At 65.7% G+C, this 23,385-nt stretch carries 17 protein-coding genes; 6 read left to right on the forward strand and 11 right to left on the reverse strand.

All coding sequences use genetic code 11. The features are described 5' to 3' along the window. Positions 1 to 61: 61 nt before the first annotated feature. Complete coding sequence (locus NFI08_RS22690; RefSeq protein WP_349591614.1) at positions 62 to 1,297, forward strand: NADH:flavin oxidoreductase/NADH oxidase family protein; 1,236 nt, start codon at positions 62 to 64, stop codon at positions 1,295 to 1,297. Between the two features lie 48 nt (positions 1,298 to 1,345). On the opposite strand, the gene NFI08_RS22695 is transcribed toward NFI08_RS22690, so the two are convergent. The 4 genes from NFI08_RS22695 to NFI08_RS22710 form a co-directional block, all read right to left on the reverse strand. After that, the gene (locus tag NFI08_RS22695) at positions 1,346 to 2,362 is read right to left on the reverse strand and encodes a hypothetical protein (protein WP_349591616.1); all 1,017 of its coding nucleotides are present in this window, start codon (positions 2,360 to 2,362) and stop codon (positions 1,346 to 1,348) included. After that, positions 2,359 to 3,564, reverse strand: coding sequence for a ComEC/Rec2 family competence protein (locus tag NFI08_RS22700; RefSeq protein WP_349591618.1), 1,206 nt, complete (start codon positions 3,562 to 3,564; stop codon positions 2,359 to 2,361). The genes NFI08_RS22695 and NFI08_RS22700 overlap by 4 nt, the downstream gene beginning before the upstream one ends. A gap of 184 nt (positions 3,565 to 3,748) precedes the next feature. Then, positions 3,749 to 5,548: an ABC transporter ATP-binding protein gene (locus NFI08_RS22705; protein WP_349591620.1), complete on the reverse strand. Its 1,800-nt coding sequence runs from the start codon at positions 5,546 to 5,548 to the stop codon at positions 3,749 to 3,751. A 158-nt stretch (positions 5,549 to 5,706) separates the two neighbouring features. Next, positions 5,707 to 6,318: a superoxide dismutase gene (locus NFI08_RS22710; protein ID WP_045992322.1), complete on the reverse strand. Its 612-nt coding sequence runs from the start codon at positions 6,316 to 6,318 to the stop codon at positions 5,707 to 5,709. A 383-nt stretch (positions 6,319 to 6,701) separates the two neighbouring features. Here NFI08_RS22710 and NFI08_RS22715 point away from each other — a divergent pair, with 383 nt between their 5' ends. From NFI08_RS22715 to NFI08_RS22730, 4 genes are all read left to right on the forward strand, one after another. Further along, entirely contained in the window at positions 6,702 to 7,469 is a 768-nt protein-coding gene (locus NFI08_RS22715) for an ATP-binding cassette domain-containing protein (RefSeq protein ID WP_045992323.1), read from the forward strand. Between the two features lie 107 nt (positions 7,470 to 7,576). After that, positions 7,577 to 8,566, forward strand: coding sequence for an iron-siderophore ABC transporter substrate-binding protein (locus NFI08_RS22720; RefSeq protein WP_349591622.1), 990 nt, complete (start codon positions 7,577 to 7,579; stop codon positions 8,564 to 8,566). After that, on the forward strand, positions 8,553 to 10,559 hold the full coding sequence (fhuB, locus tag NFI08_RS22725; RefSeq protein WP_124803196.1) for a Fe(3+)-hydroxamate ABC transporter permease FhuB: 2,007 nt from the start codon (positions 8,553 to 8,555) through the stop codon (positions 10,557 to 10,559). Before NFI08_RS22720 ends, fhuB begins: the two co-directional genes overlap by 14 nt. A 50-nt stretch (positions 10,560 to 10,609) precedes the next feature. Next, a complete protein-coding gene (locus tag NFI08_RS22730; protein WP_349591624.1) occupies positions 10,610 to 11,176 on the forward strand; it encodes a peptide-methionine (S)-S-oxide reductase in 567 nt (188 codons plus the stop codon). A gap of 179 nt (positions 11,177 to 11,355) precedes the next feature. Here NFI08_RS22730 and NFI08_RS22735 read toward each other — a convergent pair whose 3' ends face one another. Both NFI08_RS22735 and NFI08_RS22740 read right to left on the reverse strand, forming a co-directional pair. Continuing rightward, entirely contained in the window at positions 11,356 to 13,494 is a 2,139-nt protein-coding gene (locus tag NFI08_RS22735; RefSeq protein ID WP_349591626.1) for a TonB-dependent siderophore receptor, read from the reverse strand. Positions 13,495 to 13,808: 314 nt separating this feature from the next. Further along, on the reverse strand, positions 13,809 to 15,512 hold the full coding sequence (locus NFI08_RS22740) for a multidrug ABC transporter permease/ATP-binding protein (RefSeq protein ID WP_349591627.1): 1,704 nt from the start codon (positions 15,510 to 15,512) through the stop codon (positions 13,809 to 13,811). Positions 15,513 to 15,896: 384 nt separating this feature from the next. Here NFI08_RS22740 and NFI08_RS22745 point away from each other — a divergent pair, with 384 nt between their 5' ends. Then, the gene (locus NFI08_RS22745) at positions 15,897 to 16,499 is read left to right on the forward strand and encodes a hypothetical protein (protein WP_108132487.1); all 603 of its coding nucleotides are present in this window, start codon (positions 15,897 to 15,899) and stop codon (positions 16,497 to 16,499) included. A 267-nt stretch (positions 16,500 to 16,766) separates the two neighbouring features. Here the strand turns inward: NFI08_RS22745 and NFI08_RS22750 are convergent, their stop codons facing one another. From NFI08_RS22750 to NFI08_RS22770, 5 genes are all read right to left on the reverse strand, one after another. Further along, positions 16,767 to 17,537: an ABC transporter ATP-binding protein gene (locus tag NFI08_RS22750; protein WP_349591660.1), complete on the reverse strand. Its 771-nt coding sequence runs from the start codon at positions 17,535 to 17,537 to the stop codon at positions 16,767 to 16,769. 164 nt (positions 17,538 to 17,701) lie between these two features. Beyond that, positions 17,702 to 18,718, reverse strand: coding sequence for a FecCD family ABC transporter permease (locus NFI08_RS22755; RefSeq protein WP_487563954.1), 1,017 nt, complete (start codon positions 18,716 to 18,718; stop codon positions 17,702 to 17,704). 101 nt (positions 18,719 to 18,819) lie between these two features. Continuing rightward, complete coding sequence (locus NFI08_RS22760; protein ID WP_274601865.1) at positions 18,820 to 19,788, reverse strand: FecCD family ABC transporter permease; 969 nt, start codon at positions 19,786 to 19,788, stop codon at positions 18,820 to 18,822. A gap of 29 nt (positions 19,789 to 19,817) precedes the next feature. Further along, positions 19,818 to 20,801 carry an ABC transporter substrate-binding protein gene (locus tag NFI08_RS22765; RefSeq protein ID WP_349591630.1) on the reverse strand — a complete coding sequence of 328 codons (984 nt, stop codon included), beginning with the start codon at positions 20,799 to 20,801 and terminating at the stop codon, positions 19,818 to 19,820. Positions 20,802 to 20,970: 169 nt separating this feature from the next. Then, positions 20,971 to 22,848: a ligand-gated channel protein gene (locus tag NFI08_RS22770; protein ID WP_502881153.1), complete on the reverse strand. Its 1,878-nt coding sequence runs from the start codon at positions 22,846 to 22,848 to the stop codon at positions 20,971 to 20,973. Positions 22,849 to 23,385 lie beyond the last annotated feature (537 nt).

The following is a 23,385-nucleotide window of genomic DNA, read 5'->3' on the forward strand; positions in this document are numbered from 1 at the left end:
CCTGCTCAGGTGCCGTTCTACCGTTCCCTTTTCCCTTCCCATCGACGCCCGGAGTTTGCCCATGATCCCTTCCTGCGACACCGCGCACGACGACAACGACATCGGTCCGCTGTTCTCGCCGCTGACGCTGCCCTGCGGCCTGGTGCTGAAAAACCGTATCGCCAAGGCGGCCATGTCGGACTCACTCGGCGATGGCACCGGTCACCCTACCGAAGCCCAGGGCCGGCTCTACGAGCGCTGGGCCCAGGGCGGAGTCGCCCTGTCGCTGATCGGCGAGGTACAGGGCAGGCCCGATGTGGCCGAGAAGCCCGGTAATCTGGTCTTGAACGACCACTCGGATCTGACGGCCTTCGAGCGACTGGCACAACGTGGCAATCAGCATGGCAGCGGCCTGTGGCTGCAGCTCGGTCACGCCGGAGCGCTGGCCTATCCGCCGACCAGTGTCGCTAGGGGCCCCAGCGCCCTCGACCTGCCGGGTCTACGCTGCGCGGCCTTGAGCCCAGACGAGATCCACGCCCTGCCCGATCAGTTTGCACGCACCGCCGCACTGGCCAGGACGGCAGGCTTCGCCGGCGTGCAGGTCCACGCCGCCCACGGTTTCCTGCTCAGCCAGTTTCTTTCCCCGCTGTTCAACCGACGCGACGATGCCTACGGTGGCTCGATCACGGGACGCCGACGCCTGCTGCTCGAGGTGATCCAGGCGGTACGCGACGCCGTGGGGCCGGCGTTTCCGGTGGCGGTCAAGCTCAACGCCAGCGACCAGCTCGAAGGCGGGCTCGACCAGGAGGATGCGCTCGAGGTGGTGAAGTCGCTGGACAGCCAGCCCATCGACCTGATTGATATCAGCGGTGGCACCTACTTTCCCGGCGCCCGTTCTGCCTCAGACACGGACACGGCGGCTGGCAGCCCCTACTTTCTGGCGTTTGCACGTCGGGCTCGCCGACACACGACGCTGCCGCTGATGCTGACCGGAGGCTTCAAGACACTGTCCCAGGCACGCAGCGCGGTGGATGAAGGGAGCGTGGATATCGTCGGACTGGCCCGGGCCCTGGCCATCGAGCCCGAGCTGCCCCGCCACTGGCAGCAAGGTCAGAGCGCGGGCCCGACCTTCCCACGCTTCGACACCCCGCCCGAGGGCGGCAACACCGCCTGGTACACCATGCGCCTGACGCAATTGGCCGAGGATCGCGACGACGAGTCGCCGGGATCCCTCGAGCAGGCGCTGACTGACTACGAGGCCCGCGACCAGACCCGCACGCTAGCCTGGTGTCGCCACTTCTATTCGACCCCGGGTTGATGCTGCGTCGTGCCCCAAAACCCCTGAACGCTTCCTCGGCCCTCGCGCTCAGGCCTGGTGGCGCTGCCTGAGCGTCTCGATCACCTCTCCCAGACGACGCCTGGCCTCGCCGTCTGGCTGCTCGGCGACCAGATCATCCAGCACCTGGACCACGTCGGCATCACGGCGAGCCCGCGCCGCCTTGCCAGTCTTGTCGCCCGCGTCATTTGCCAGCAAGGCGCAGATCACCCGGTCCAGGGTGCCGAACAGAAAATCGATGCTGTAGCCGGCGAGAAAGCCCAGGGCGGCGCCGCTCAGCGCCACCTGTGCGCCCCGATCGGTGGGAATCTGGGAGACGAACAACACGATGGCGCCACCGGAGAGCGTGCCCAGCACGATGCGATTGACATGCTCGCCGATCCGCGCGGGATCGAAGGTGCGACTGTACAGCCGGGTCGCGGTCACCCGCAGCACAAAGGCGAAGGCCCCGAGGGCACCATAAAGAAAGGGCTCTGTGTGGCGAAGTCCCTCGTAGATAAAGTCGAGCGCGGTATTCCAGTGGGTCCAGTCGAGCCCAGAGGACGGCCGGCCAGTATCGATGGCGTACATCAGCACGTTGGAGCCGATCACCGCCATCACCACCGCCCCGGTCCACCACCAAAGGCGAATCAAGTACTTGCCGGTGCGGCTGTCGCGCATTCGACCATCGCTGTCCGGGCGCGTCGCCGCCAGGGTACGAGGCGAGATACCTGGGTAGAGCCGGGACAGGCGCCGGTAGCAATCCACCACGCCGGCCAGTTCTTCGGTGGTCAACAGCTCCTTGCGATCGGTCTTTTCCTTGGCCACGAAGTAGGCGGTCAGGTCGATCTCCGGCGGGTAACCTTCGAACTCCTGGGCGTAGTCCAGCAGCGCCGTGGTGTCGTCGAGCAGCTTGCGGATACGCTCTCCGCAGCCATCTTCACTGCCGTTGCCGTTGCCGTTGCCGTTGCCGTTGCTGTTGCCGTTAACATTGTCACTATCGCTGCCGCCGTCGGCATCATCGTCCCTGCGATCGCGACGAGGCCCCTCCTGCTCTGAACTGCTCATCGACAGTGTCCTCCCTCGCTTGCCTGGGTGCGCTCGTCCACCACACAGATCAGGCCGTTGATGGTGTAGCTCTCGCCATCGGTATGAACGACGATGTGGCGATTCTCGACGTAGGCCCCCAGGTAGCTTCCACCTTCGCCCTGGCGCGTCTGGAACAGCAGCGGTGCCGGACTGAGCTTGGCCAGGCGATCCAGCGGAGCCTGACGCGGCAGGCGATAGCGCAGGTTCACTCCGCCATCGCCGACGCTGAGCACGGCTACCTCGGGTCTCAGCGTCTGCACAAAGGTGTCGCTGGTGCTGGTGTCGGAACCGTGGTGATTCAGCTTGAGCACGTCGACGTTGCCCACCTGGGCGGCGACGAAGGCCTCCATGGGTACGCTGCGAGCACCACCTCCGGTGAGGTCGCCGCCGGTGAAGTAGCGAAAGCGCCCGTGCTCGATGATCAGTGCCACGCTGCGGGCGTTTTCCCGCCGTGGATGAAGTGACTGCTCACCGACCTCGCAGAAACCGATATCCCCGGCCAGGTGCCGGCCGCCGGCTGCGGCCACCTGGATACGGGTGTCGGCGCCCAGGCGCAGCTGGGGATGATCGGGACGACAGTCGGGGATAAGCTCGATCAGCCGTGCCCCCACGGCCCGGGCCGCCGCCAGGTACTCGCCGTACTGGGTGTCGCGGCCGGTGGGAGACAGCACCTCGGGCTTGATGCCGGGTCGCTCCAGCACCGTCTCGACGGTGACGCCCGCCTCGATGAGTTCATCGAAGCCACCAATATGGTCGGCGTCATAGTGGCTGGCGAGAAAATAGTCGAGTCGATCGACCCCCAGTGCGATCAGGGCCGGCGCCACCACCCTGCGGCCATCACCGCGATTTCCCGCATCGATCAACAGACTCTGACCGCTGCCGGTATCCACTACCAGGGTGGCGTCACCCATGCCCACGTCGAGGTGCAGGATGCGCAGGTCGGCGAGGGCCGGTGTCGTTGCCAGGCAACCCAGCAGCAGAGCCGCCCGGACCAGAGCACTTGGACGCCAAGCCGTCAGTAAACAAGCCGCCTGCAAACAAGACGCCGACACTCGCAAGGCCCGCATCGCCAAGGCAGGTGCAGCTAAGCCTGGTATAACAAAGCCCGGTACAACAAAGCCCGACAGCAGACGATGGAACGCCCGGCGACGGACCCCGCCCCCGAGCAGTACGCGGCTCATCCTTCACGCCTCATGCAGCATAGGAAGTTACTACTTACTTACCCTAGACTGCGCGGGCGGCGCTGGCGAGCCGTATCCTGCACACCGGGGTCGGTTCCGGAACCGGTTCCGGGGCCGATCCCGGGGCCTATTGCACCGGGCCCGCGGCCAAGTCCCGCGCATCGCGACAGGTCAGCGCGACAGGTCAGCGCGACGTGGCTGCCACCGTCGCCGCCTCACCGGTCTGCACCTGCCACTGGGCGGCGTAACGCCCGCCCCGGGCGATCAACTCGGCGTGGTCTCCACGCTCGACCACCTGCCCCCGCTCCATCACTACGATCTGGTCGGCGTGGACGATGGTCGAGAGCCGGTGGGCGATCATGATCACGGTACGCTCACCGCCGATGCGCGACAGCGAGCGCTGAATCGCCGCCTCGGTCTCGTTGTCCACCGCACTGGTGGCCTCATCCAGCACCAGCACCGGGGGGTCCTTGAGCAGCGCCCGGGCCAGCGACAGACGCTGGCGCTGCCCGCCGGACAGGCGCACGCCGCGCTCGCCGACACGGGTATCGAGGCCGTCCGGCAGACGCTCGATAAACTCCCAGGCTTCGGCGGTGCGTGCCGCGGCGATGACCTCCTCATCACTGGCCTCGGGACGAGCATAGGCGATGTTGTCACGCACGCTGCCCTCGAACAGGTAGACGTCCTGGCTGACCAGGCCGATGGCGTCGCGCAGCGCCCCTTGGCGAAGCTCCGCCACCGGGACGGCGTCGAGCTCGACCTGCCCCTGGTCGGGGTCGTGAAAGCGCAACAGCAGCTTGATCAGGGTCGACTTGCCGGAGCCGGTGGGCCCGACCAGCGCCAGGGTAGTGCCGGAGGGTACCGCCAGGTCCACGGCGTCGATGCCGGCGCCGCTGCCCGGGTAGTGAAAGCTCACTTCTGAAAAGCGCACCTCGCCACGCACCGGCGTCTCGAGCTCACGGCGTCCATCGTCGCGCACCCGGATCGGGGTAGCGATCAGATCGAGGATGCGCCGGGTGCTGGCCATGGCCCGCTCGAACAGGTCGATGACCTGGGCCAGTCCGGTCAGCGGCCATAGCAGCCGCTGGGTCAAGAACACCAGCACGCCGTAGGCGCCGACGTTGAGCTCACCGGACAGCGCCTGCATGCCGCCGACGATGAAGGTGGCCAGAAACCCGGTGAGGATCGCCATGCGGATCACCGGAATAAAGGCCGAGCTGATACGAATGGCACGGCTGTTGGCGTCCACATAGGCCTCGCTGTCGGCCTTCAGCCGAGCCGCCTCGCGGGCCTCTGCGGTAAAGCTTTTGATGGTGGCCATGCCCTGAATATTGTTGGACAGCCGGCTGGACAGCACCCCGACCTTCTCACGCACGTCGGCATAGAGGGGACCGGCCTTGCGCTGAAACACGAAGGCACCCCACAGGATCAGCGGCACCGGGGTAAAGGCCAAAAGCGCGATCAGCGGCGACAGCACGAAGAACACCGCCCCTACCGCCACCACGGTGACTGCGACCTGGATCAGCGAGTTGGCACCGCCGTCGAGGAAGCGCTCGAGCTGGTTGACGTCGTCGTTCATGGTGGCGACCAGCTCACCGGACGAGCGCGACTCGAAGAACCCCATGTCAAGGCGCTGCACGTGCTCGTAGGCGTCCTGGCGCAGGTCGGCCTGCAGGCGCTGGGCAAGATTGCGCCACAGGATCTGATAGAGGTACTCGAACAGCGACTCGCCGGCCCAGATAAAGAAGGTCAGCACCCCCAGCACAATGATCTGGGAGCTGGCCGAGACGAAGCCGAGCCCCGCCACGAAGCTCTGCTCCTGGTTGACCACCACGTCGATGGCCACCCCGATCAGGATCTCGGGGGCGATATCAAACAGCTTGTTGATCATCGAACACAGGGTGGCGGCGACGATCCGTCGACGATAACCGCGGGCGTAGCGCAACAGGCGCCCTAGTGCCTGCAGGCTGGATGAGCGGGACACGGCGTGAACTCCTTGTTGTCGCACCACAAGGGCGACGACCAATCCAGACGGCGCCCCGACCGGGGCACCAACGAAAAGCGCCGCGGCCCTGGGGGCCGCGGCGCGGGTCTTGCGCTAGCACGGATGACGTCGAGACATCGACGTCAGGCCGGCTTCGCTCAGGCAGTGGCGGCCTGGTAGCGACGCTCGACTTCGTCCCAGTCCACCACGTTGAAGAAGGCGGCGATGTAGTCGGGACGCTTGTTCTGGTACTTCAGGTAGTAGGCGTGCTCCCACACGTCCAGACCCAGCACCGGCGTGTTGCCGTGCATCAGCGGGCTGTCCTGGTTCAGGGTGTTTTCCACCACCAGGGCACCGTCCGGAGTGACGGAGAGCCAGGCCCAGCCAGAGCCGAAGCGGCCCAGCGCGGCCTTGGTGAAGGCATCCTTGAAGGCGTCAAAGCCGCCCAGTTCCTTCTCGATGGCCTCACCGACCTTGCCCTTGGGGTCGCCACCACCGTTCGGGGACATCACGGTCCAGAACAGCGAGTGGTTGGAGTGGCCGCCGCCGTTGTTGATGACCGGCTGGCGCTTGTCTTCCGGCAGACGCTCCAGGTTGGAGATCAGCTCGTCGACCGGCAGGTCCTCGAGACCGGTGCCTTCCAGGGCGCCGTTGAGGTTGGTGACGTAGGTGTTGTGGTGACGAGAATGGTGGATCTCCATGGTCAGCGCATCAATGGAGGGTTCCAGTGCGTCGTAGGCGTAGGGCAGTTCCGGCAGAGTATGTGCCATGGTGATACCTCCTTCCTTGTCGAAATAGGGCTGGGTTCAGGGGGGATAATCGTATCCCACTCACCAGCTTACGTCATCGTGGGCCTCATACTATAGGCAAGACGCGTTCTTCTCGCTAGCGTGCTCCACGCCAAACGCATTGCCCGCCTGGCGGTGTCGGCGTCCCTGCCGCCGTTGAAGAGGCCCGATGTCGTGGACCACAGGGTGTCATCCTTTACGCCCCTTCTACAAGGGTTGATCAATAGTCTTTCAGCGCAACGCCTCCCTGACGTGCATCATTGACAATAACAAACAAATTGATAACCATTCCTATCCATTATCTTTCCTGCCCGGACCAGCCAGCCCAAGCCACCCTGCCCCAGTCACCCAGCGGAGCCGTCTTCATGTTCGATCTTCAGTCCGCTTCCTTCGCGATCCCGGGCAAGACCCTGCTGTCGCCGACCAGCCTGAGCTTCGATGCCGGCCGGGTCCACGGACTGATCGGCCACAACGGCTCCGGCAAGTCGACCCTGCTCAAGCTGATGGCTCAGCAACAGCCGGCCAGCGAGGGGCGCATCCTGTTCAACGGCCAGCCGCTCGAAGCCTGGGGTCGCCGCGCCTTCGCCCGCGAAGTGGCCTATCTGCCGCAACACCTGCCCAGTGCCGAAAGCCTGACCTGTCGCGAGCTGATCGCCTTTGGTCGTTACCCCTGGAAGGGGCTCCTGGGTCGCTCGCGGCGCGACGATCACGAACACGTGGCCCGAGCCATGGCGCTGACCCACACCGAGGGCTTTGCCGATCGCCTGGTGGACACCCTGTCCGGCGGCGAACGTACCCGGGTGTGGCTGGCCATGCTGCTGGCCCAGGGCAGCCGCCTGCTGCTGCTCGACGAGCCACTGGCGGCGCTGGATATCGCCCATCAGGTGGAAGTGATGACCCTGGTACGCAAGCTGTCGCGGGAGCTCGACCTGGGCGTGGTCATCGTGTTGCACGACATCAACATGGCCTCACGCTTCTGTGATCGCCTGGTCGCCCTGCACAGCGGCCGCGTCATCGCCGAAGGCGACCCGCAGACGCTGATGACCGGCGACCTGCTCGAGGACATCTACGGCGTGCCGATGCAGGTGATGCCCCATCCCTCCGGCGAACACGCGGTGGCGCTGGTGCAATGAGGTTGTCCTTGAATGTCCGCCGTGCTCTGACTGTCCGCCCTTCTCTGGTGTCCCTGGCTTCCCTGCGCTTGCGTTCCGGCCTTTTTCGCTCGGGTGGCTACCATAGCTTGGCGTGGCTGGCGCTGTCGGCCTGGCTGCTGACGTCTCCGGCCAGTGCCACGCCGCGTATCGCCAGCCTGGACTGGACCCTGGCCGAGACGCTGATCGCACTTGACGCACCACCGGTGGCGCTGGCCCAGGTCGACGACTACGAAAGCTGGGTGGGGCTCGAGGCGCCGCCAGGTGCCACCGACATCGGCCTGCGTACCCAGCCGAACCTGGAACTGCTGTCCGAACTCGACCCCGACGCCATCGTGATCTCGCCGATGTTCGCCAACCTGGCGCCGCGGCTTTCATCGATCGCCGAGGTCAAGCAGCTCGCCATGTACAGCGGCGAGGGCACCTTCTGGTCGCAGTCGCTGGCACTGACCCGACATCTCGGCGAACTGGTGGATCGCCAGAACGCCGCCGAGGCGCTGATCGAGGAGACCGAGGCCTACATCGCGGACATCGCCGCTCGGCTGCCCGAGGACACCCGCCCGCTGTTGCTGCTCCAGTTCATGGATGAACGCCACGTGCGCCTGTTCGGTGAGCACAGCCTCTACCAGGCGGTGCTGACGCGCATGGGCCTGACCAACGCCTGGCAGGGCACCACCAACGCCTGGGGCTTCAGCCTGATCGGCATCGAACAGCTGGCCAACTATCCCGAGGCCCGCATCGTGGTGGTCGAACCCTATATCGCCGGGGTCCGCGAGGCGCTGGCCGACAGTGGCCTGTGGCGCCATCTGGGCAGCGTCCAGCGCGACGACGTCGTCACCCTGCCACCGGTGTGGAGCTTCGGTGCCCTGCCCTCGGCCAGGCGCTTTGCCACCCTGCTGGGCGACGCCCTCTCCAGCAACATGCCAGATACCCGCGCTCCCGATACCCACACTCCCGACACCAGCGCTTCCGATACCAGCGCTCTCGACACCAGCGCTCTCGACACCAGCGCCCTCGACATCAACGAACAGGCCACCACACCGGATCAGGCACAAGGAAATACCGATGCTCGCCGCTGAATCCCGCGCCCGCCGTACCACTGCGCTGGGCATCACCGGCCTGGTGCTGGCGGTGGCCTGCATGCTGGCCGCCTTCTACTCCCTGGCCGAGCTGGGCGGCCCCCTGGCGGCGCTTGCTGCCCTGACCGATTCGGGGGCGCTCGGCGCCAATGAACCGCCAGACCCGGAGTCGCTGGTGCTGCACTATAGCTGGTGGCCGCGCCTGGTGATGTCGCTGAGCGCCGGCGGCGCCCTGGGGCTGGCCGGGGTGCTGATGCAGCAGGTGTTGCGCAATCCACTGGCCGCCCCCACCACCCTGGGGGTGGCCAGCGGTGCCAACCTGGCACTGATGGTCGCCACCCTGATGGCGCCTGGCCTGCTGGTGCTGGGCCGCGAGTGGGTGGCGCTGGCCGGCGGAGGCCTGGCCATGGGGCTGGTGTTCGCCCTCGGCTGGCGCCGTGGCCTGTCACCCGGCGTCGTGGTACTCGGCGGCCTGGTGGTCAACCTCTACTTCGGCGCCCTGGCGGTGGTGCTGTTGCTGTTCAACCAGGAGGCGCTCAAGGGCGTGCTGGTGTGGGGCGCCGGCTCACTGGCCCAGAACGGCTGGGACGGCGTGCTTTACCTGTTGCCACGTCTGGTGATCGCCGGCGCTCTTGCCATCTGGCTGCTGCGCCCGCTGGCGCTGCTGGAGCTGGACGATGCCAGCGCACGCAGCCTCGGCGTCTCGCTCAAATGGCTGCGCCTGGGCGGGCTGGGTCTCGCGGTCTTCATCACCGGCTGTGTGGTGGCGGTGGTCGGCATCATCGGCTTTATCGGCCTGGCGGCGCCCAATATCGCGCGCATGGCCGGTGCCCGGCGTCTGCCGGCGCGGCTGGGCTGGTCGATCGCGTTCGGCGCGCTGCTGCTGGCGATCACCGACCTAGTCCTCCAGGGCGGCGTCGACGCCCTGCCTACCCTGCTGCCCACCGGGGCGACCACCGCCGCCCTGGGGGCACCGCTGCTGCTATGGCTGATCCCGCGCCTGCGCCTGACCGCCCGGCGTCCGCCGCCCAGTTCGAACCCGCAGGCCCTGCGTGCCGAGGCACCCGGGCGCCTGCTGCTGGTGCTCGCCGTGCTGCTGGCGCTGGCGACCCTGGTCGGCATTCTGATCGGCCAGTCCAGCAGCGGCTGGGCATTGAGCCTTCACAGCGACGTTCTCGACTGGCGCTGGCCGCGCATCTTCGCCGCCGCCGGCAGCGGCGCCCTGCTGGCCATCGCCGGCACCCTGATCCAGCGGGTCACCGCCAATCCCATGGCGAGCCCGGAACTGCTGGGCATCAGCGGTGGTGCGGCGATTGCGCTGATTCTCACCATCTTCCTGGTGCCAGCGCCGAGCAACCTGACGCTGGTGGGCGCCGGCACCGTCGGTGCGCTGGTCGTGCTCGGCGTGCTGGTGGCGCTCAATCGCGCCAGCGGCTTCCAGCCAGAACGCCTGCTGCTCAGCGGCGTGGCCATCACTGCGCTGTTCGACGCGGTGCGCTCGATCGTGCTGGCCGGCGGCGACCCACGTGGCCAGCAGGTCATCGCCTGGCTGTCAGGGTCGACCTACTACGTCGACCCGGTCTCGGCGCTGGTGGTACTGGGTATCGGGGCGCTGGCCGCCGTCGCCGCTCAGGCGCTGACTCGCTGGCTGGATATCCTGCCGCTGGGCGCTGCCACCGCCAAGGCGCTCGGGATCCACGTCGAGCGCGCCCGCCTGGGCCTGCTGGCGACGGTGGCGATACTGACCGCGGTGGCCACCCTGATCGTCGGTCCGTTGTCCTTTGTCGGCCTGCTGGCGCCTCATATGGCACGTCTGTTGGGGCTGTCCCGGGCACGCGCGCACCTGGCCGGGGCGGCGCTGATCGGGGCGCTGCTGATGGTGCTGGCCGACTGGGTCGGCCGCCAGTTGCTGTTTCCCCAGGAGATCCCGGCAGGCCTGGTCGCCTCGCTGATCGGCGGCAGCTACTTCATGTGGGGGCTGCGAAAGTTGTAAGCTAAAGGCGTCTTCGGTGACAAAGCCGCTCCGCCAACGAGGGAATCCCGATGCACGACAGCCTGCCCCTGCTCCGTCCTTCCCTCGCCCGTCTGGCCCTCGGCGGTAGCTGCTACTGGTGCCTGGAGGCGGTCTATCAGTCGCTGCGCGGGGTCGAATCCGTCCACCAGGGCTGGGTCGCCGCCGACGGCGAGCACTCGGACTTTCATGAAGCCGTGGTGGTGGACTATGACCCCTCTCGCCTGCCCCTCGACGTGCTGATCGAGATCCACCTATACACCCACCGGGCCACCGCAGACCACCAGCGCCGCGACCGCTATCGCTCTGCGGTCTATGTGCTGACCGAGTCTCAGGCAGCTTCTGCTCGAGACACCCTGGCCCAGTTGCAGGATGACTTCGACGCGCCCCTGCTCACCCGAGTACTGCCGCTGGTGGACTTTCGCGCCTCGAAGGAGGACTACCAGGACTACTTCTACAGCGACCCGTCGCGGCCCTTCTGCGAACGCTGGATCACCCCCAAGCTAAAACTGTTGCTCGAGCGCTTCGGCGACGTCGCCGACGGCGAGCGCCTGGCCCGGGCCGGGGTAACGGCGGAGGACGGCCAGGGCCAGAGCTAGAGAGATAGAAAGATAGAGAGATATGGCTATAGAAAGACAGGAATAGCGATAACACTCGGACCGCCTAGGCCCGCTGTTCTTCCACCGGCAGCCTCCATGCCAAGACACCCGACCGGGAAAACCGGTCGGGCGTCTCGATTCAGCGAGTTGATCAGCGGGGCTGGAAGCCCGCCACTGGATCAGAAGCGGTACTTGATGCTGCCGACCACGCTGCGCTCCTCGCCGTAGTAGCACCAGTATTCGCAGCCTGAAACGTACTCTTCGTCGGTCAGGTTGTTGACGTTGACCTGGGCGGTCCACTGGGGCGTGATGTCATAGCTGACCTTGGCGTCCCACAGGGTGTAGGAGTCCACCGTGGCATCAGAGTAGCGCGGGCTGTCCTTGGTCTCGCCCACATAGCGCACACCGCCCCCCAGGTTCAGACCGTGCAGCGCTCCCGGGACCGCGTAGTCCAACCACAACGAGGCCTGGTTACGCGGGATCAGGCCGGCGCGCAGGTCGCGCTCCTCACGGCTGATATCGACGCGTACGTCGGTATAGGTGTAGGCGGCGGTGACCTTGAGGTCGTCGGTGACATAGCCCACCCCCTCGATCTCGAAACCCTGGGACTCGCGCTCACCGCCCTGGCGGTTGGCCGACTCACCGCTGGTATAGAGGGTATCGCTTTCCTCGAGGTCGAACACCGCAGCAGTAATATAGCCATCCAGCCAGTCCGGGGCATACTTGACGCCGACTTCCCACTGCTCGCCCTCGCTGGGACGATAGGCACGACCATCCGGATCGGTGCCGATCTGCGGTGAGAAGGACTCGCTGTAGCTCAAGTAGGGCGAGATGCCGTAGTCGCCCAGGTACATCACGCCGCCGGAGAAGGTGGTCTCGTCCTCGCTGCCGCCACCGTTGTCCTCCCCGTCGATGCGGTTGGTCACGTCCACGCTGTCATGACGCAGGCCGGCCAGGAAGATCCAGCGGTCATCCAGACGAAGCTGGTTCTGGGCGTAGAAGCCGAGTTGTTCCTTGCCTTCCTCGTGATCGGTTCCATTTCGGGAGCTCGGAGTAAAGTTGCCGTACTCCGGATCGAAGATGTCGAAAGGCGAACCGAAGGCGAAATCGTCGTAGTTGTCGTAGTCAATATCCAGATCCTGGTAGTCGACGCCGACCAGCAGGGTGTTCTCGGTGCGATCGCTGTACCAGCGGCCGATGGCGCGGGTATCCACCGTGACCGCGTCGAAGTCGCCGTCGCGATAGGTCAGGCCGCGCTGGGCGTTGCGGTCGTCCAGCAGGTAGGACACATAGACGTCACGCTCGAGCAGATCCAGATGGCTGTAGCGGAAGTTCTGCTCGATGTCCCAGGTATCGTTGAGACGGTGGGACAGTTCGTAGCCCAGCGCCCACTGCTCGTGTTCCTGGCGCTCGTAGTCCGGCTCTCCCAGGTTGTCCTCGGGGTCGAGCTTGCCGAAGGGGGTGTTGTCCACGGTGCCGTAGGGCAGCTTGAAGCCGTTGGTAGGCGTGCCGTGGTCCTTCAGGTAGCTGGCCAGAAAGGTGACGCTGGTATCCTGCGACAGATCGAGCTCCAGGCTCGGCGCCAGATAGACCCGCTGATTGTCGGTGTCCTCGATCTGGCCATCATTCTCGCGGAACAGTCCGACCATGCGATAGCGCACATCATCGCGCCCTGCCACAGGCCCCGAGACGTCGACGCCCACCTGCTCGTGGTCGTCGCTGCCGTATTGCAATTCGATCAGCCCCTGAGGCTCGTCGGTGGGACGCTTGCTGATGGCGTTAATGACACCCCCGGGAGGCGCCTCGCCATAGAGGATCGAGGCCGGCCCCTTGAGCAGTTCGACGCTCTCGAGGCCGAAGGTCTCGGTGCTCCACCAGAAGTAGCCGCCCTCACGAAACTGACGCAGGCCATCCTGGTACAGTGAGTCCTCGCCATTGAAGCCGCGAATATAGAACCACTCGGCCTTGTTGTCCTGGCCGAACGGCTGGGATACCACACCGCTGCGGTAGCGCAGCACCTCGTCGTACTTGTTGACCTGGCGGTTATCGAGTTCCTCGCGGGAGACCTGGGAGGTAGCACGAGGCGTCTCGAGCACCGGGGTCTCGACCTTCAGCGCCGAGGTGCTCACCACCATGGTGTCGCTCGTCACCTCGGTGACCGCCTCCTCCTGGGCAAACGCCATCCCCGCCCCGGCAAGTGGGGCCAGCCCCAGCGCGAGGCGCACGGCGATGGCAAGCGGGCGACGGGAGACAGGGCTGCCGGGCAGGAAGTCGGTGAACAGTGAGCTGGCGGATGGACGGGGACTGGCGGGTTGCATGCGGTAGGCCTCGGAGCGCATCGAAGACGACAACGAACGACGTTGAACGTTCGTGAAACATCTGCGGCATGCTAATTGTTTTCATTTTTACACGCAATCAAGACCAGCTTTCATTTACAGAAATCCCGCCAAAGGCCGATGTCGATCAAGGGCTGCGAAACCACCTCGCGCCATCAGCGACACCAGAGCGACCCATTAACCACAGGCACACGAAAGCCCGAACAAGCCGTGCTCGGGTGCGAGGGAGCCAGGCAGGGGGGATGGATGAACCGCTGGATGGTGGCGAGAGCGCTCTACCGGCTGAGCGAATCGCCCTACAGCGGATCGAGCCGGGCCACGGCATCACGACTGGCGGCCTCGCGGCTGGACCCGGTGAGTTCGACAAGCTGCCCTGCGCGCATCTCGAACAACCGGTCGGCGTGCTGAAAGTAGTGGTCGTCGTGGCTGATGGCGAACACCGTCTTGCCCATGTCCTTGAGTCGCGGCAGCAGCTCACGATAGAACACCCGTCGGAACTGCGGGTCCTGGTCGGCGGCCCATTCGTCGAGCAGCAGGATATCTCTCTCCTCGGCCACCGCCATCAACAGCGCCAGCCGCTTGCGCTGCCCCTGGGACAGCTCCGGGTTGGTGACCCGCTGGCCGTCGAAGTGAAGCTTCTCGCGCATCGCCAGGTACTCGAGCCAGTCCTCGACCATCGCGGGGTCGGCCTTGTCACCGCCGGGGCCTATCAGGGTGTCGAACTGGTGGAAGTCGGTATACACCGCGGAAAAGCGCTGGCGATAGGCGCCCATCTCAGCGGCCCCCACCTCCTGGTCGTCGATCAAGAGACGCCCCTGGTGGGGCCGGTAGAGACCGGTCAGCAGCTTCGCCAGGGTCGACTTGCCGCTGCCGTTGCCGCCGATCAGAAATACCAGTTCACCACGCCGCAGGGTCAGGTCCAGCGGCCCCACGGCGAAACCCGGGCCTTTCGACGCTCGTCCTGCCCCGTCGTCTTCGTCGGACGCTTTAGCGGGCTCGGGGTAGCGAAAGGCCACGCCTTCAAGGTGCAGTCGCTGCCAACGCTCGCCATCTGCCTCCTGCACCCCGAAGTCGCCCTTGGCCTCGGCCAGATCGAGTCCACGCAGCTTGTCGAAGGCCACTTGGGCGCTTAGCAGCGTCGGCAGTGCGCCCACCGCCGAGATCAGCGGGGTACGCAGGAACAACAAGGTCAACGAGAAGGTCGCCGCCACCTCGGTGGTGGCCCAGCCAAGCCCATTGGCCAGATAGAACACCACCCCGATGGCGCCGAGCATCATGATATTGGAGACATTGACCGCGCTCAGGTGATAGGTGTCGGCGCGGATGACATGGTGACGATAGCGGCGGGCATCATGGTCGTAGGTGTCCTCGAACAGGGCTCGCGCCCGGGCACGATTGAGCGCCAGTTCCTTGCGTCCATCGATGACCGCCTGATAGTCGCGATAGAGCGAATCTTCGGTCGCACGAACCTGGGCCAGATGGCGGTAGACCCGCCCTACCAGCCAGGCCCCTCCTGCCATGGTCAGCGTGACCCACAGCGCGGTGACCAACAGCAGCCCGGGGGACAGCCAGCCGAGATACAACGCCGAGCCCAGCGTCAGCACGATGCCCTGAACCAGCTCGGGCAGACGTACGAAAGCGATGGTGATATTGCGGATATCGCTGGACAGACTGGCCAGTAATTCGGCGCTGCCCAGGCGTTCGAGGCGCTCGATATCGGTATCGAGGATCTGCTTGACCAGGCGGCCTCTCAGGCCATAGACAAAATGATGCCCCAGGGTGGTCAAGGCCAGCTGAGAGGCCAGAGTCACGGCCAGCAATGCCACGATCACCCCGAGAAACTGCGGCAGCACGCCGAGCGCATCTCCGGACACCTCGATCAAGCGGCGGTTGATAAAGGCGATGGCGCCGATACCCAGTCCGGCACTGGCAAGGCTCAGCAGCATGACGCCGATAAAGGGCCAGCGATAATGACGAAAGACGACGCTCAACAATTCCACGAAACAGGACCTCGAGGGGCGGGCCGGACGGCGCTTTCGCACCGCTTAAACGGTGTCGATCGTCGCCCTGGCCATGATAATGCGGGCAAGGGGCCGGTATTGTCCCAGAGGCAACACACCATGGAAAGCCGCATGCGCACCTGACTTTTCAAACAGGGATCATCCCTGAAATAGCGCCAGGTCGGCTCTTTCGTGCACGTTTGAAACAAGCTCTATGGCGGCGTCATCGATAGGCAACAGAGCCTTGCATGTTTCTTTCACAAGACTGGCTTGAAATCTTGTACATAACCTCCACAATGATTCGTGCAACATCGCAAGTCGCAGCACAGGAACCCGCTGCGACCGATGACATCGCTGGAACCATCCGCGAGAAGGAGAAATGGAATGATCCGCAAGAATCTGCTGACTACCGCTATCGCAAGCACCGTCTTCGCCGGCACCATGGCCGTGGGCACCAACGCCTTCGCCGAGCAGAACACCGCTCAGAATAATGGCGCCGGTAACCAGCAGCAGGCTCAGGGCCTCTACTCCGCCGATGAGCTGATGGACGCCGACGTTTTCGCCAAGGGTTCGAGCGAGGATGAAGTGGGCGAAGTCGAGGACATCCTTCTCGACAATGACATGAAGGTCCGCGCCATCGTCGTCGAAGCGGGCGACCTGCTTGACCTCGGCGGCAACGAGTATGTGGTCGAAACCGGCAACTTCACCGTGCAGACTGCCAACGGCGACAGCCTCGACAACATCGAGTACAGCGTTCATCTGGACATGACTCAGGACGAGGTGTCCCAGCTGCCCGAATACACCGATACCTGGTGGAACCAGACCAAGTCCAGCGTTCAGCAGGCCTGGATGGACACCAAGGAAGGCGCCCAGAGCGCCTGGCAGACCACCAAGTCTGCTACCGCCAACGCCCTGACCAGCGCCGGCAACGCCATCGAAGGCGCGGGCGACAATGCCCAGGACGCCGCTCAGGACGCTACCAACTAAGAGCGATCCGAAGCTGACGGGCAGCGCCCGTCAGCCAGAGAACACACCTGGCCTTCGCGCCGGGTGTGTTGCGTTTGGCTCCCCGAATTCACTTCCCTAAAGGCCTGCATACCCGTTCGGCCCCGCCAACCATGACCCGCCGCCGACTATTCCTCGCGCCGACTATGCCTCGCGCCAACCAGGCCCTGCCGACCAAGACCTGGCGACTAGGCCTCGCGCCAACTAGGCCCTTCTGACCAAGACCTGCCGACCAAGACCTGCCGACGATTAAGCTCTCCGACTAAGCCCGGCCAGCAATGGCTTGCCGGTCAGCGGGTCTTCCACCAGCGAGCAGTCCACGTCATAGAGTTGCCTGACCAGTGCCGGCGTCACCACCTTTTCCGGCTCGCCCTCTGCCACCAGGCGCCCATCGCGCATGGCGACCAGGTGATCGGCGTAGCGGCAGGCGCTGGAAAGATCGTGGACCACCATGATCACCGTACGCCCTCGCTCCACCAGCCGATGCAGCAGTTCGAAGACCTCCAGCTGGTGACCCAGATCCAGCGCCGAGGTGGGCTCGTCGAGCAGAATGATCGGTGTCTGCTGGGCGATGGTCATGGCGATCCAGGCGCGCTGGCGCTGACCGCCGGACAGGGTATCGAGGGCGCGTTCGGCCAGGTCCTCAAGCCCCGCCGCGGCGATGGCGCGTGCCACCACCGCCTGGTCCTCCTCGCTCCACTGGCGATACCAGGCCTGGTGGGGCTGGCGCCCGAAGCGAATCAGATCGCTGACGCTCAGCCCCTCCGGTGCCGACGCTTCCTGGGGCAACAGGGCGATGCAGCGGGCCAGCTTGCGCGCCGCAAACCGCTTGAGGTCCTGGCCTTCGAGCCAGACGCGCCCGCCACTTGGTGCATGCAGGCGGGACAGCCCGGCCAGCAGCGTCGACTTGCCGCAGCCGTTGGGGCCGACGATGGCGGTGAGCTTGCCCCGCGGGATCGTCAGGTCGAGACCATCGATGACCTTGTGACGGCCGTGGCAGAGCACCAGATCCTCGACCATATAGGGATGCGGCACTGCGGTGTCCCGCTGCTGGCCCGAATCCGGGTGCGAAGCCACCTCGGCCCGGGGAACCCCATCGGATCGTGTAGACAGCGTCAGTGACATCAAGGTCCCCTTGCACAAGCGCCCCAGCCGCCAGTGGCCCGGGGCGAATCAGTATGAATTCAGCGGCGAATCAGTATCCACAGAAGCCAAGGGCCACCGACCACGGCGGTGACGATGCCCACCGGTAGCTCCAGCGGCGCCAACATCAGTCGTCCTGCCAGGTCGGCCAGCACCATCACCAGCGCCCCGGCCAGGGCCGCACCGATCAACGGCACCTGACGGTTGCCGCACAGATGACGCGCGATTTCCGGACCCAAAAGCCCCACCATGCCGACCGGCCCCGCCACCGACACCGCCAGCGCCGTCAGCGCCACCGACACCACCAGCACCTGAAGCCTGCGACGCCTGAGCGGCGTCCCCAGGCCGAGTGCCACGGCGTCACTGAAACGCATCAGGCTAAGCGAGCGCGACAGCCACAGCGCCACCGGGGTGAGCAGCGCAAGACCGAGTGCGAGAACGACGACGGCTCCGGCCGGCCGTGAGTTCAGGGTGCCCACGGTCCAGGGGTAGGCGGCGTTGGCCGCGTCGATGGCGGCACGCGACAGGATCAGCTGGGTCACCGCGGCGAAGATCGCCCCGACGCCGATGCCGGCGACGATAAAGCGATAGCCCCTGGCACCGCCTTTTGCACCGCCCCCGGCGGCCAGACCGAAGGTCAGGGCCGCTGCGGTGGCCGCGCCTGACAGCGCCATGGCAGAAGGCGCCAGGCTCAAGCCCATCCCCACCACCGAGGCAACCGCAAAGGCGGTGGCGCCGTTGTCGATGCCGATGATCCCGGGCGTGGCCAGCCGGTTGCGCGCCAGCGTCTGCATCAGGCAGCCCGACAGCCCGAAGGCGGTGCCGCTGGCAAGCGCCGCCAACAGCCGTGGCAGGCGTAGCTGTTCCACCACGAAGGTATCGAGCATCGCGCCCTGTCCATTGATGACCGCCCAGATTTTACCCGGCGACAGCGGTTTCTCGCCGAGGCACAGATAGGCCAGGCTCGCCCCGACCAGCAAGACAGCGAGCAACAGGGCGCCAAAAAGCTGGCGTCGATCGACCAGCAGGCTGAACCGCCCACCACGCAGCAGCCACATGCCGTCGGGGGTGTCGCTGGCATCGCGGCGGTCGTGACAGTCGCGATATTCATCCGACGAGCGGGTGGCGGCGGCAGACAAGGAACGATCATCCAGCATGGTCACAGGCTCGGCAGACGGCGGGCGCGAACGACGCTGATCAGCACCGGCGCCCCGCATAGCGCGGTCAGCACCCCCAGCGGCATCTCCGAGGGCGCCACCAGGCGGCGCGAGATCACATCGGCGGTCAGCACCAGCAGAGGCCCCAGCGGCAGGCACAGCCACAGGGTGCGACGCAGCTCCGGGCCGGCGATGGCACGGGCGATAAAGGGCACCACCAGGCCGACGAAGGCGATCGGCCCGGCGATGGCGGTGGCCCCGCCCACCAGCAGGGCGACGATCAGGATGGCCAATAGCCGCAGTCGCCCCGGATGGTGACCGAGACCGGCGCTGGCGCGCTCGCCCAGCGCCAGGCTGGCCAGCGGCCGCACCACCATCACCAGCACCAACGCCGCCAGCGCCATGCTGGGCAGTACCGCCAGCAAGTCGTCGAGCCGCCGTCCCGACAGGCTACCCACCACCCAGAAACGAATCTCGTCGGCGGCGCGCCGGTCGGTGATCAGGATCAACGAGGTCATCGCGCCAAGCAGCCCCGAAAAGGCCGCCCCCGCCAGCACCAGGCGCACCGGATCGGCGCCGAGCCCACGGATGCGGCTGACCCCGAGCACGCACAGACAGCCGAGCAAGGCCCCCAGCTGGGCCACGCCGATGCGCAGCTCCAGCAGGCTGCCACCCAGCAGCAACATCAGCGCGACGGCAAAGGCGGCGCCGGCGCTGACGCCGAGCAGGCCCGGCTCGGCCAGGGGATTACGGGTGATCGACTGCAGCAGGGTACCGGAGACACCCAGCGCCACCCCGACCACCAGGCCGACCAGGGTCCGCGGCAGCCTCAGGTCCCACACCACGAAGCGTGCCTCCTCGTTGCCCAGGCCCAGCAGCGCCTGAAACGACGGCACCGGGCCGATCTCCCCGGCACCCACGACAAGGCTCGCCATGATGGCGAGCCCAAGCAGAACGACAAGGCCGAACAGTATTCTTGCGGGTAAGCTGCGCTCTGCACTCACGGTGTCACGACGCCCTCCAGGGCCTGCTCGATGTCATCGAGCACCGCCTGGGCAGCGATGGGACCGCTGGCACTGGTCCACAACTGGCCGTCCACCGCTACCACACGGTCGTTGCCGACCACCGCCAGACGCTTGAAGGCGTCGCTCTGCATCGCCTGATCCAGCGCCTCGGCCCCGTTGGCGTCCAGGGTCGCGACGAACAGCCAGTCACCGTCGACCCGGGACAGCGCCTCCAGGCTCAGCGGGTCGCTGTGGGGCCGTCCCTGCGGCACCAGCTGATCGTCCTGGACGTCGAGGCCGGCGGCGGCGAGCAGGCCGGTGGTGAAAAGCTCGGTGGACATCACCAGCGGCCCCTGGGGCATCCAGCGAATCAGGAAGGCGTTGTCCTGGGACGTCTGTGCCTCGAAGGTAGCGGCGAGCTCGGCGGCGCGCGCTTCGACCGTCTCGATGGCGCGATCGATCTCGCCTTCGTGGCCCAGCGCCCTGCCGAACAGCCGCGCCTCGTCCTTCCAGGCCTCGGGGTCGAAGCCCTCGGTCGCCGGTACCACGGTGGGGGCAAGCTGCGACAGCAGCGCGTAGGTATCCTCGGACAGTCGCGAGGAAGCCAGGATCAGGTCCGGCTCGAGACCGACCACCGCTTCCACATTGACCTCGCCGGCGGTGCCCACGATCGGGATGTCGGGCACCTCATCCTTCAGGTAGTCGGCCACGTCCTCGGCGGCGCGGGTCGCCACCGCGCCAAGCGGCGTCACCCCGGCGGTCAGGGAGGTGTCCAGTGCCCCTTCGTAGAGCGTGACAACCCGCTCGGGCTGGCCCTGGATCTCGACCTCACCGAAGGCGGTGTCGAGGACGCGAGGTTCCTCCTGGGCGCTGGCCACCCCCAGGGTGACCAGGCTGAGTCCGAGTGCCAGGCCGATCCCCGGACCTACTTTCTGGCCCAGCGCGACGGCGCCTCGGGCCAGGGGTGACATTCCACGCATGCTCATCTTCCTTGTCGGTTCCCCCGCAATGGGGCGGGGCATCACTATTGACGCTTATAGTAATCAATCTCGTTTGAGAATACCTGCCCTTCTCGTCCAGGCTCGCGCAACGATGCGTTCGATCATGGCGGACAGGCATTCTCATTTCTTGCCTTGGTCCCTCAGAGGGTCAGAAATCGACGTTCAGCCCCAGCCACAGCCGGCGGCCATCCTCGACGTAGCCATACTCGTCGTAGTCGATGTCTTCATCGAACAGGTTGTAGATGCCGACGTTGACGCGGGCGGCGTCGGTCAACTGATAGCCAAGGCCGGTGTCGACGAAGGTGTAGTCCGGCGCGACGATTTCACTCTGGGACGGGCCGGTGGTGGGCTGACTCTCGTCGCCACGGTAGGTGACCCGGGTCCACTGGGACAGGCGATCGTTGATCTCCCAGTCGAGACTGGCCGAGAACTCGTGCTCCGGCAGCTGAGTCAGAGGCTCGCCCTCGTACTCGCCACTCTTCTGCTCGGAGTCGGTGTAGGTGTAGCTCGCCGACAGCTCGAGCGAGTCGCCAAGCGGCGTCGACAGTGACAGCTCCACCCCCTGGGTGACCGCTTCGTCGACGTTGACCCGATAGGTGGGGTTGCTGCCGAACTGGTTGGGGCCGTCGGTACAGACGTCGGCCGGGCACTCGATCCGCGTGATCTTGTCGTCGAAGTCGTTGTGGAACAGCGTGGCGCTGGCCGACAACCCGCCAGCCCCGTTATAGAGAAGGCCCAGCTCCTTGTTGAGCGAGGTCTCCGGCTCGAGATCCGGGTTGCCGTAAACGTCACCGCCGCGGCTGACCTGGCCCCAGTCCGGGGTGATTTCCCTGAGGTCCGGCGAGCGATAGCCGGTGGACACGCCACCCTTGAGGGTCCAGTCCTGGGTCATGTGCCACACGCTGTAAAGCCGTGGGCTGATCTCGGAGCCGTAGTTCTCGTCATGATCCATGCGCACGCCACCGGTCAGCGACCAGTCGTCGAGCAGCATCCATTCGTCCTCGGCGAACAGCGCCCATTGGCTGTTGCGGACATTGGTGAGATCCGATATCTGATTCGAGGTACGATCGTCCAGCTCCTCTTCCTCGAAGCTTGCGCCGACGGTGACGATATGGGCACCGAGCGGCACCGCCAGGCTCGACTTGGCGTTGGTGTTGGTGATCTCCATCTCGCGGGTCTCGTTCTCGGACACCTCGCGCTGGACATAGGTCTCGCTGGTGCCGAAGGAGAAACGCCCGGTATGGGTCAGGGCGACGTACTCCTGGGTGTAGTCGTCGAAGCTGTCCTCACAGGCGCCACGACAACCGTCCGGATCGACGCTGTTGCCCACCAGCGCCTCGCGCTGCTGCTCGGTGCGACTGGCCTCCAGCGCCAGGTCGTGGTTGACGCTGGGTGTCAGCGACAACCTCGCGGTCAGGCTCTGGACCTGCTTGTCCTCGTAGCCATAGAGGATATTGTCTTCATCGCGCTGGGTCGCACGGCCGTAGAGGGTCAGCCCGGCCAGCCCCTCGACCAGCGGACCAGAGGTATAGAAGTTGGCCTGGCGGCTGTCGCCGGACGCGCTGTCTTCCTGCAGCATGGTGTCGAGTTGCAGGTTGCCGTGCCACTCATCGGCCACCTTGCGGGTGATGACGTTGATCACCCCGCCGATGGCATCGGAGCCGTAGAGGGTGGCCATGGGACCACGCACTACCTCGATGCGCTCGATGGCCTGCAGCGGCGGCAGCCAGTCCTGCTCGAAGCCGGCGCTGCCGTTGGGGCGGGTCTCACGGGTACTGACGCGGCGCCCGTCGATCAGCAGCAGGGTGTACTCCGCGGGCATGCCGCGCATGCTGATGTCGTAGCCGTTGTCGCCACCACCGCCGCCGGTGACGATCACCCCGGGCACGTCACGCAGGGCGTCGGTGACGTCCTGGTAGTAGCGCTTCTCCAGATCCTCCCGGGTCACCACGCTGATCGAGGCCGGCGCATCGGCCACGCTCTGATCGAAGCCTGAGGCGGTGACCACCACGTCATCAAGCGCCATGTCTTCGGCGCCGAGCGCCGGCACTGCGCCACACAGGGCGATCCCCGACAGCCCCGCCGCCAGGCGGCGAATGTGAAGCGATAGCGGGTGAAGCGACAGAGGGTGAAGCGACAGGCAACGAGCAGACAGGTTTTGAGACGGCAGAGGTTGAGCTGACAAGCGCTGAGGCAACATCTTCTTCATGACTCCGAAAAGGGGTGGCAAGCCACCCGGTGGCACGCGCAATGGCTGGCGTTTCAGGACCGCCGCCCTGGGTCGAGACGACCTGCGCACAACAATGAATGTGAATATTTATCATTTAGATTCTTCCATCAAAGTTGCACAATTGCTCGTGAACGTGACGTTGCAACTCTCGCAACCCCCTCCCGAAGCTGGCTTGCCTGTCTGGCCTGGCTGTCTGGCCTACCTGTCTTGCCTACCTGTCTTGCCTACCTGTCTTGCCTACCTGTCTTGCCTACCTGTCTTGCCTGTCTTGCCTGCCTGATTCGCTCGCCCCCCGGCTTGCGTCGCTCCACGCGCAGGAAGTGCACGGCTGGC

It is taken from the genome of Halomonas sp. EF61, assembly GCF_040147045.1.
In the GTDB taxonomy this organism is placed as follows: domain Bacteria; phylum Pseudomonadota; class Gammaproteobacteria; order Pseudomonadales; family Halomonadaceae; genus Halomonas; species Halomonas litopenaei.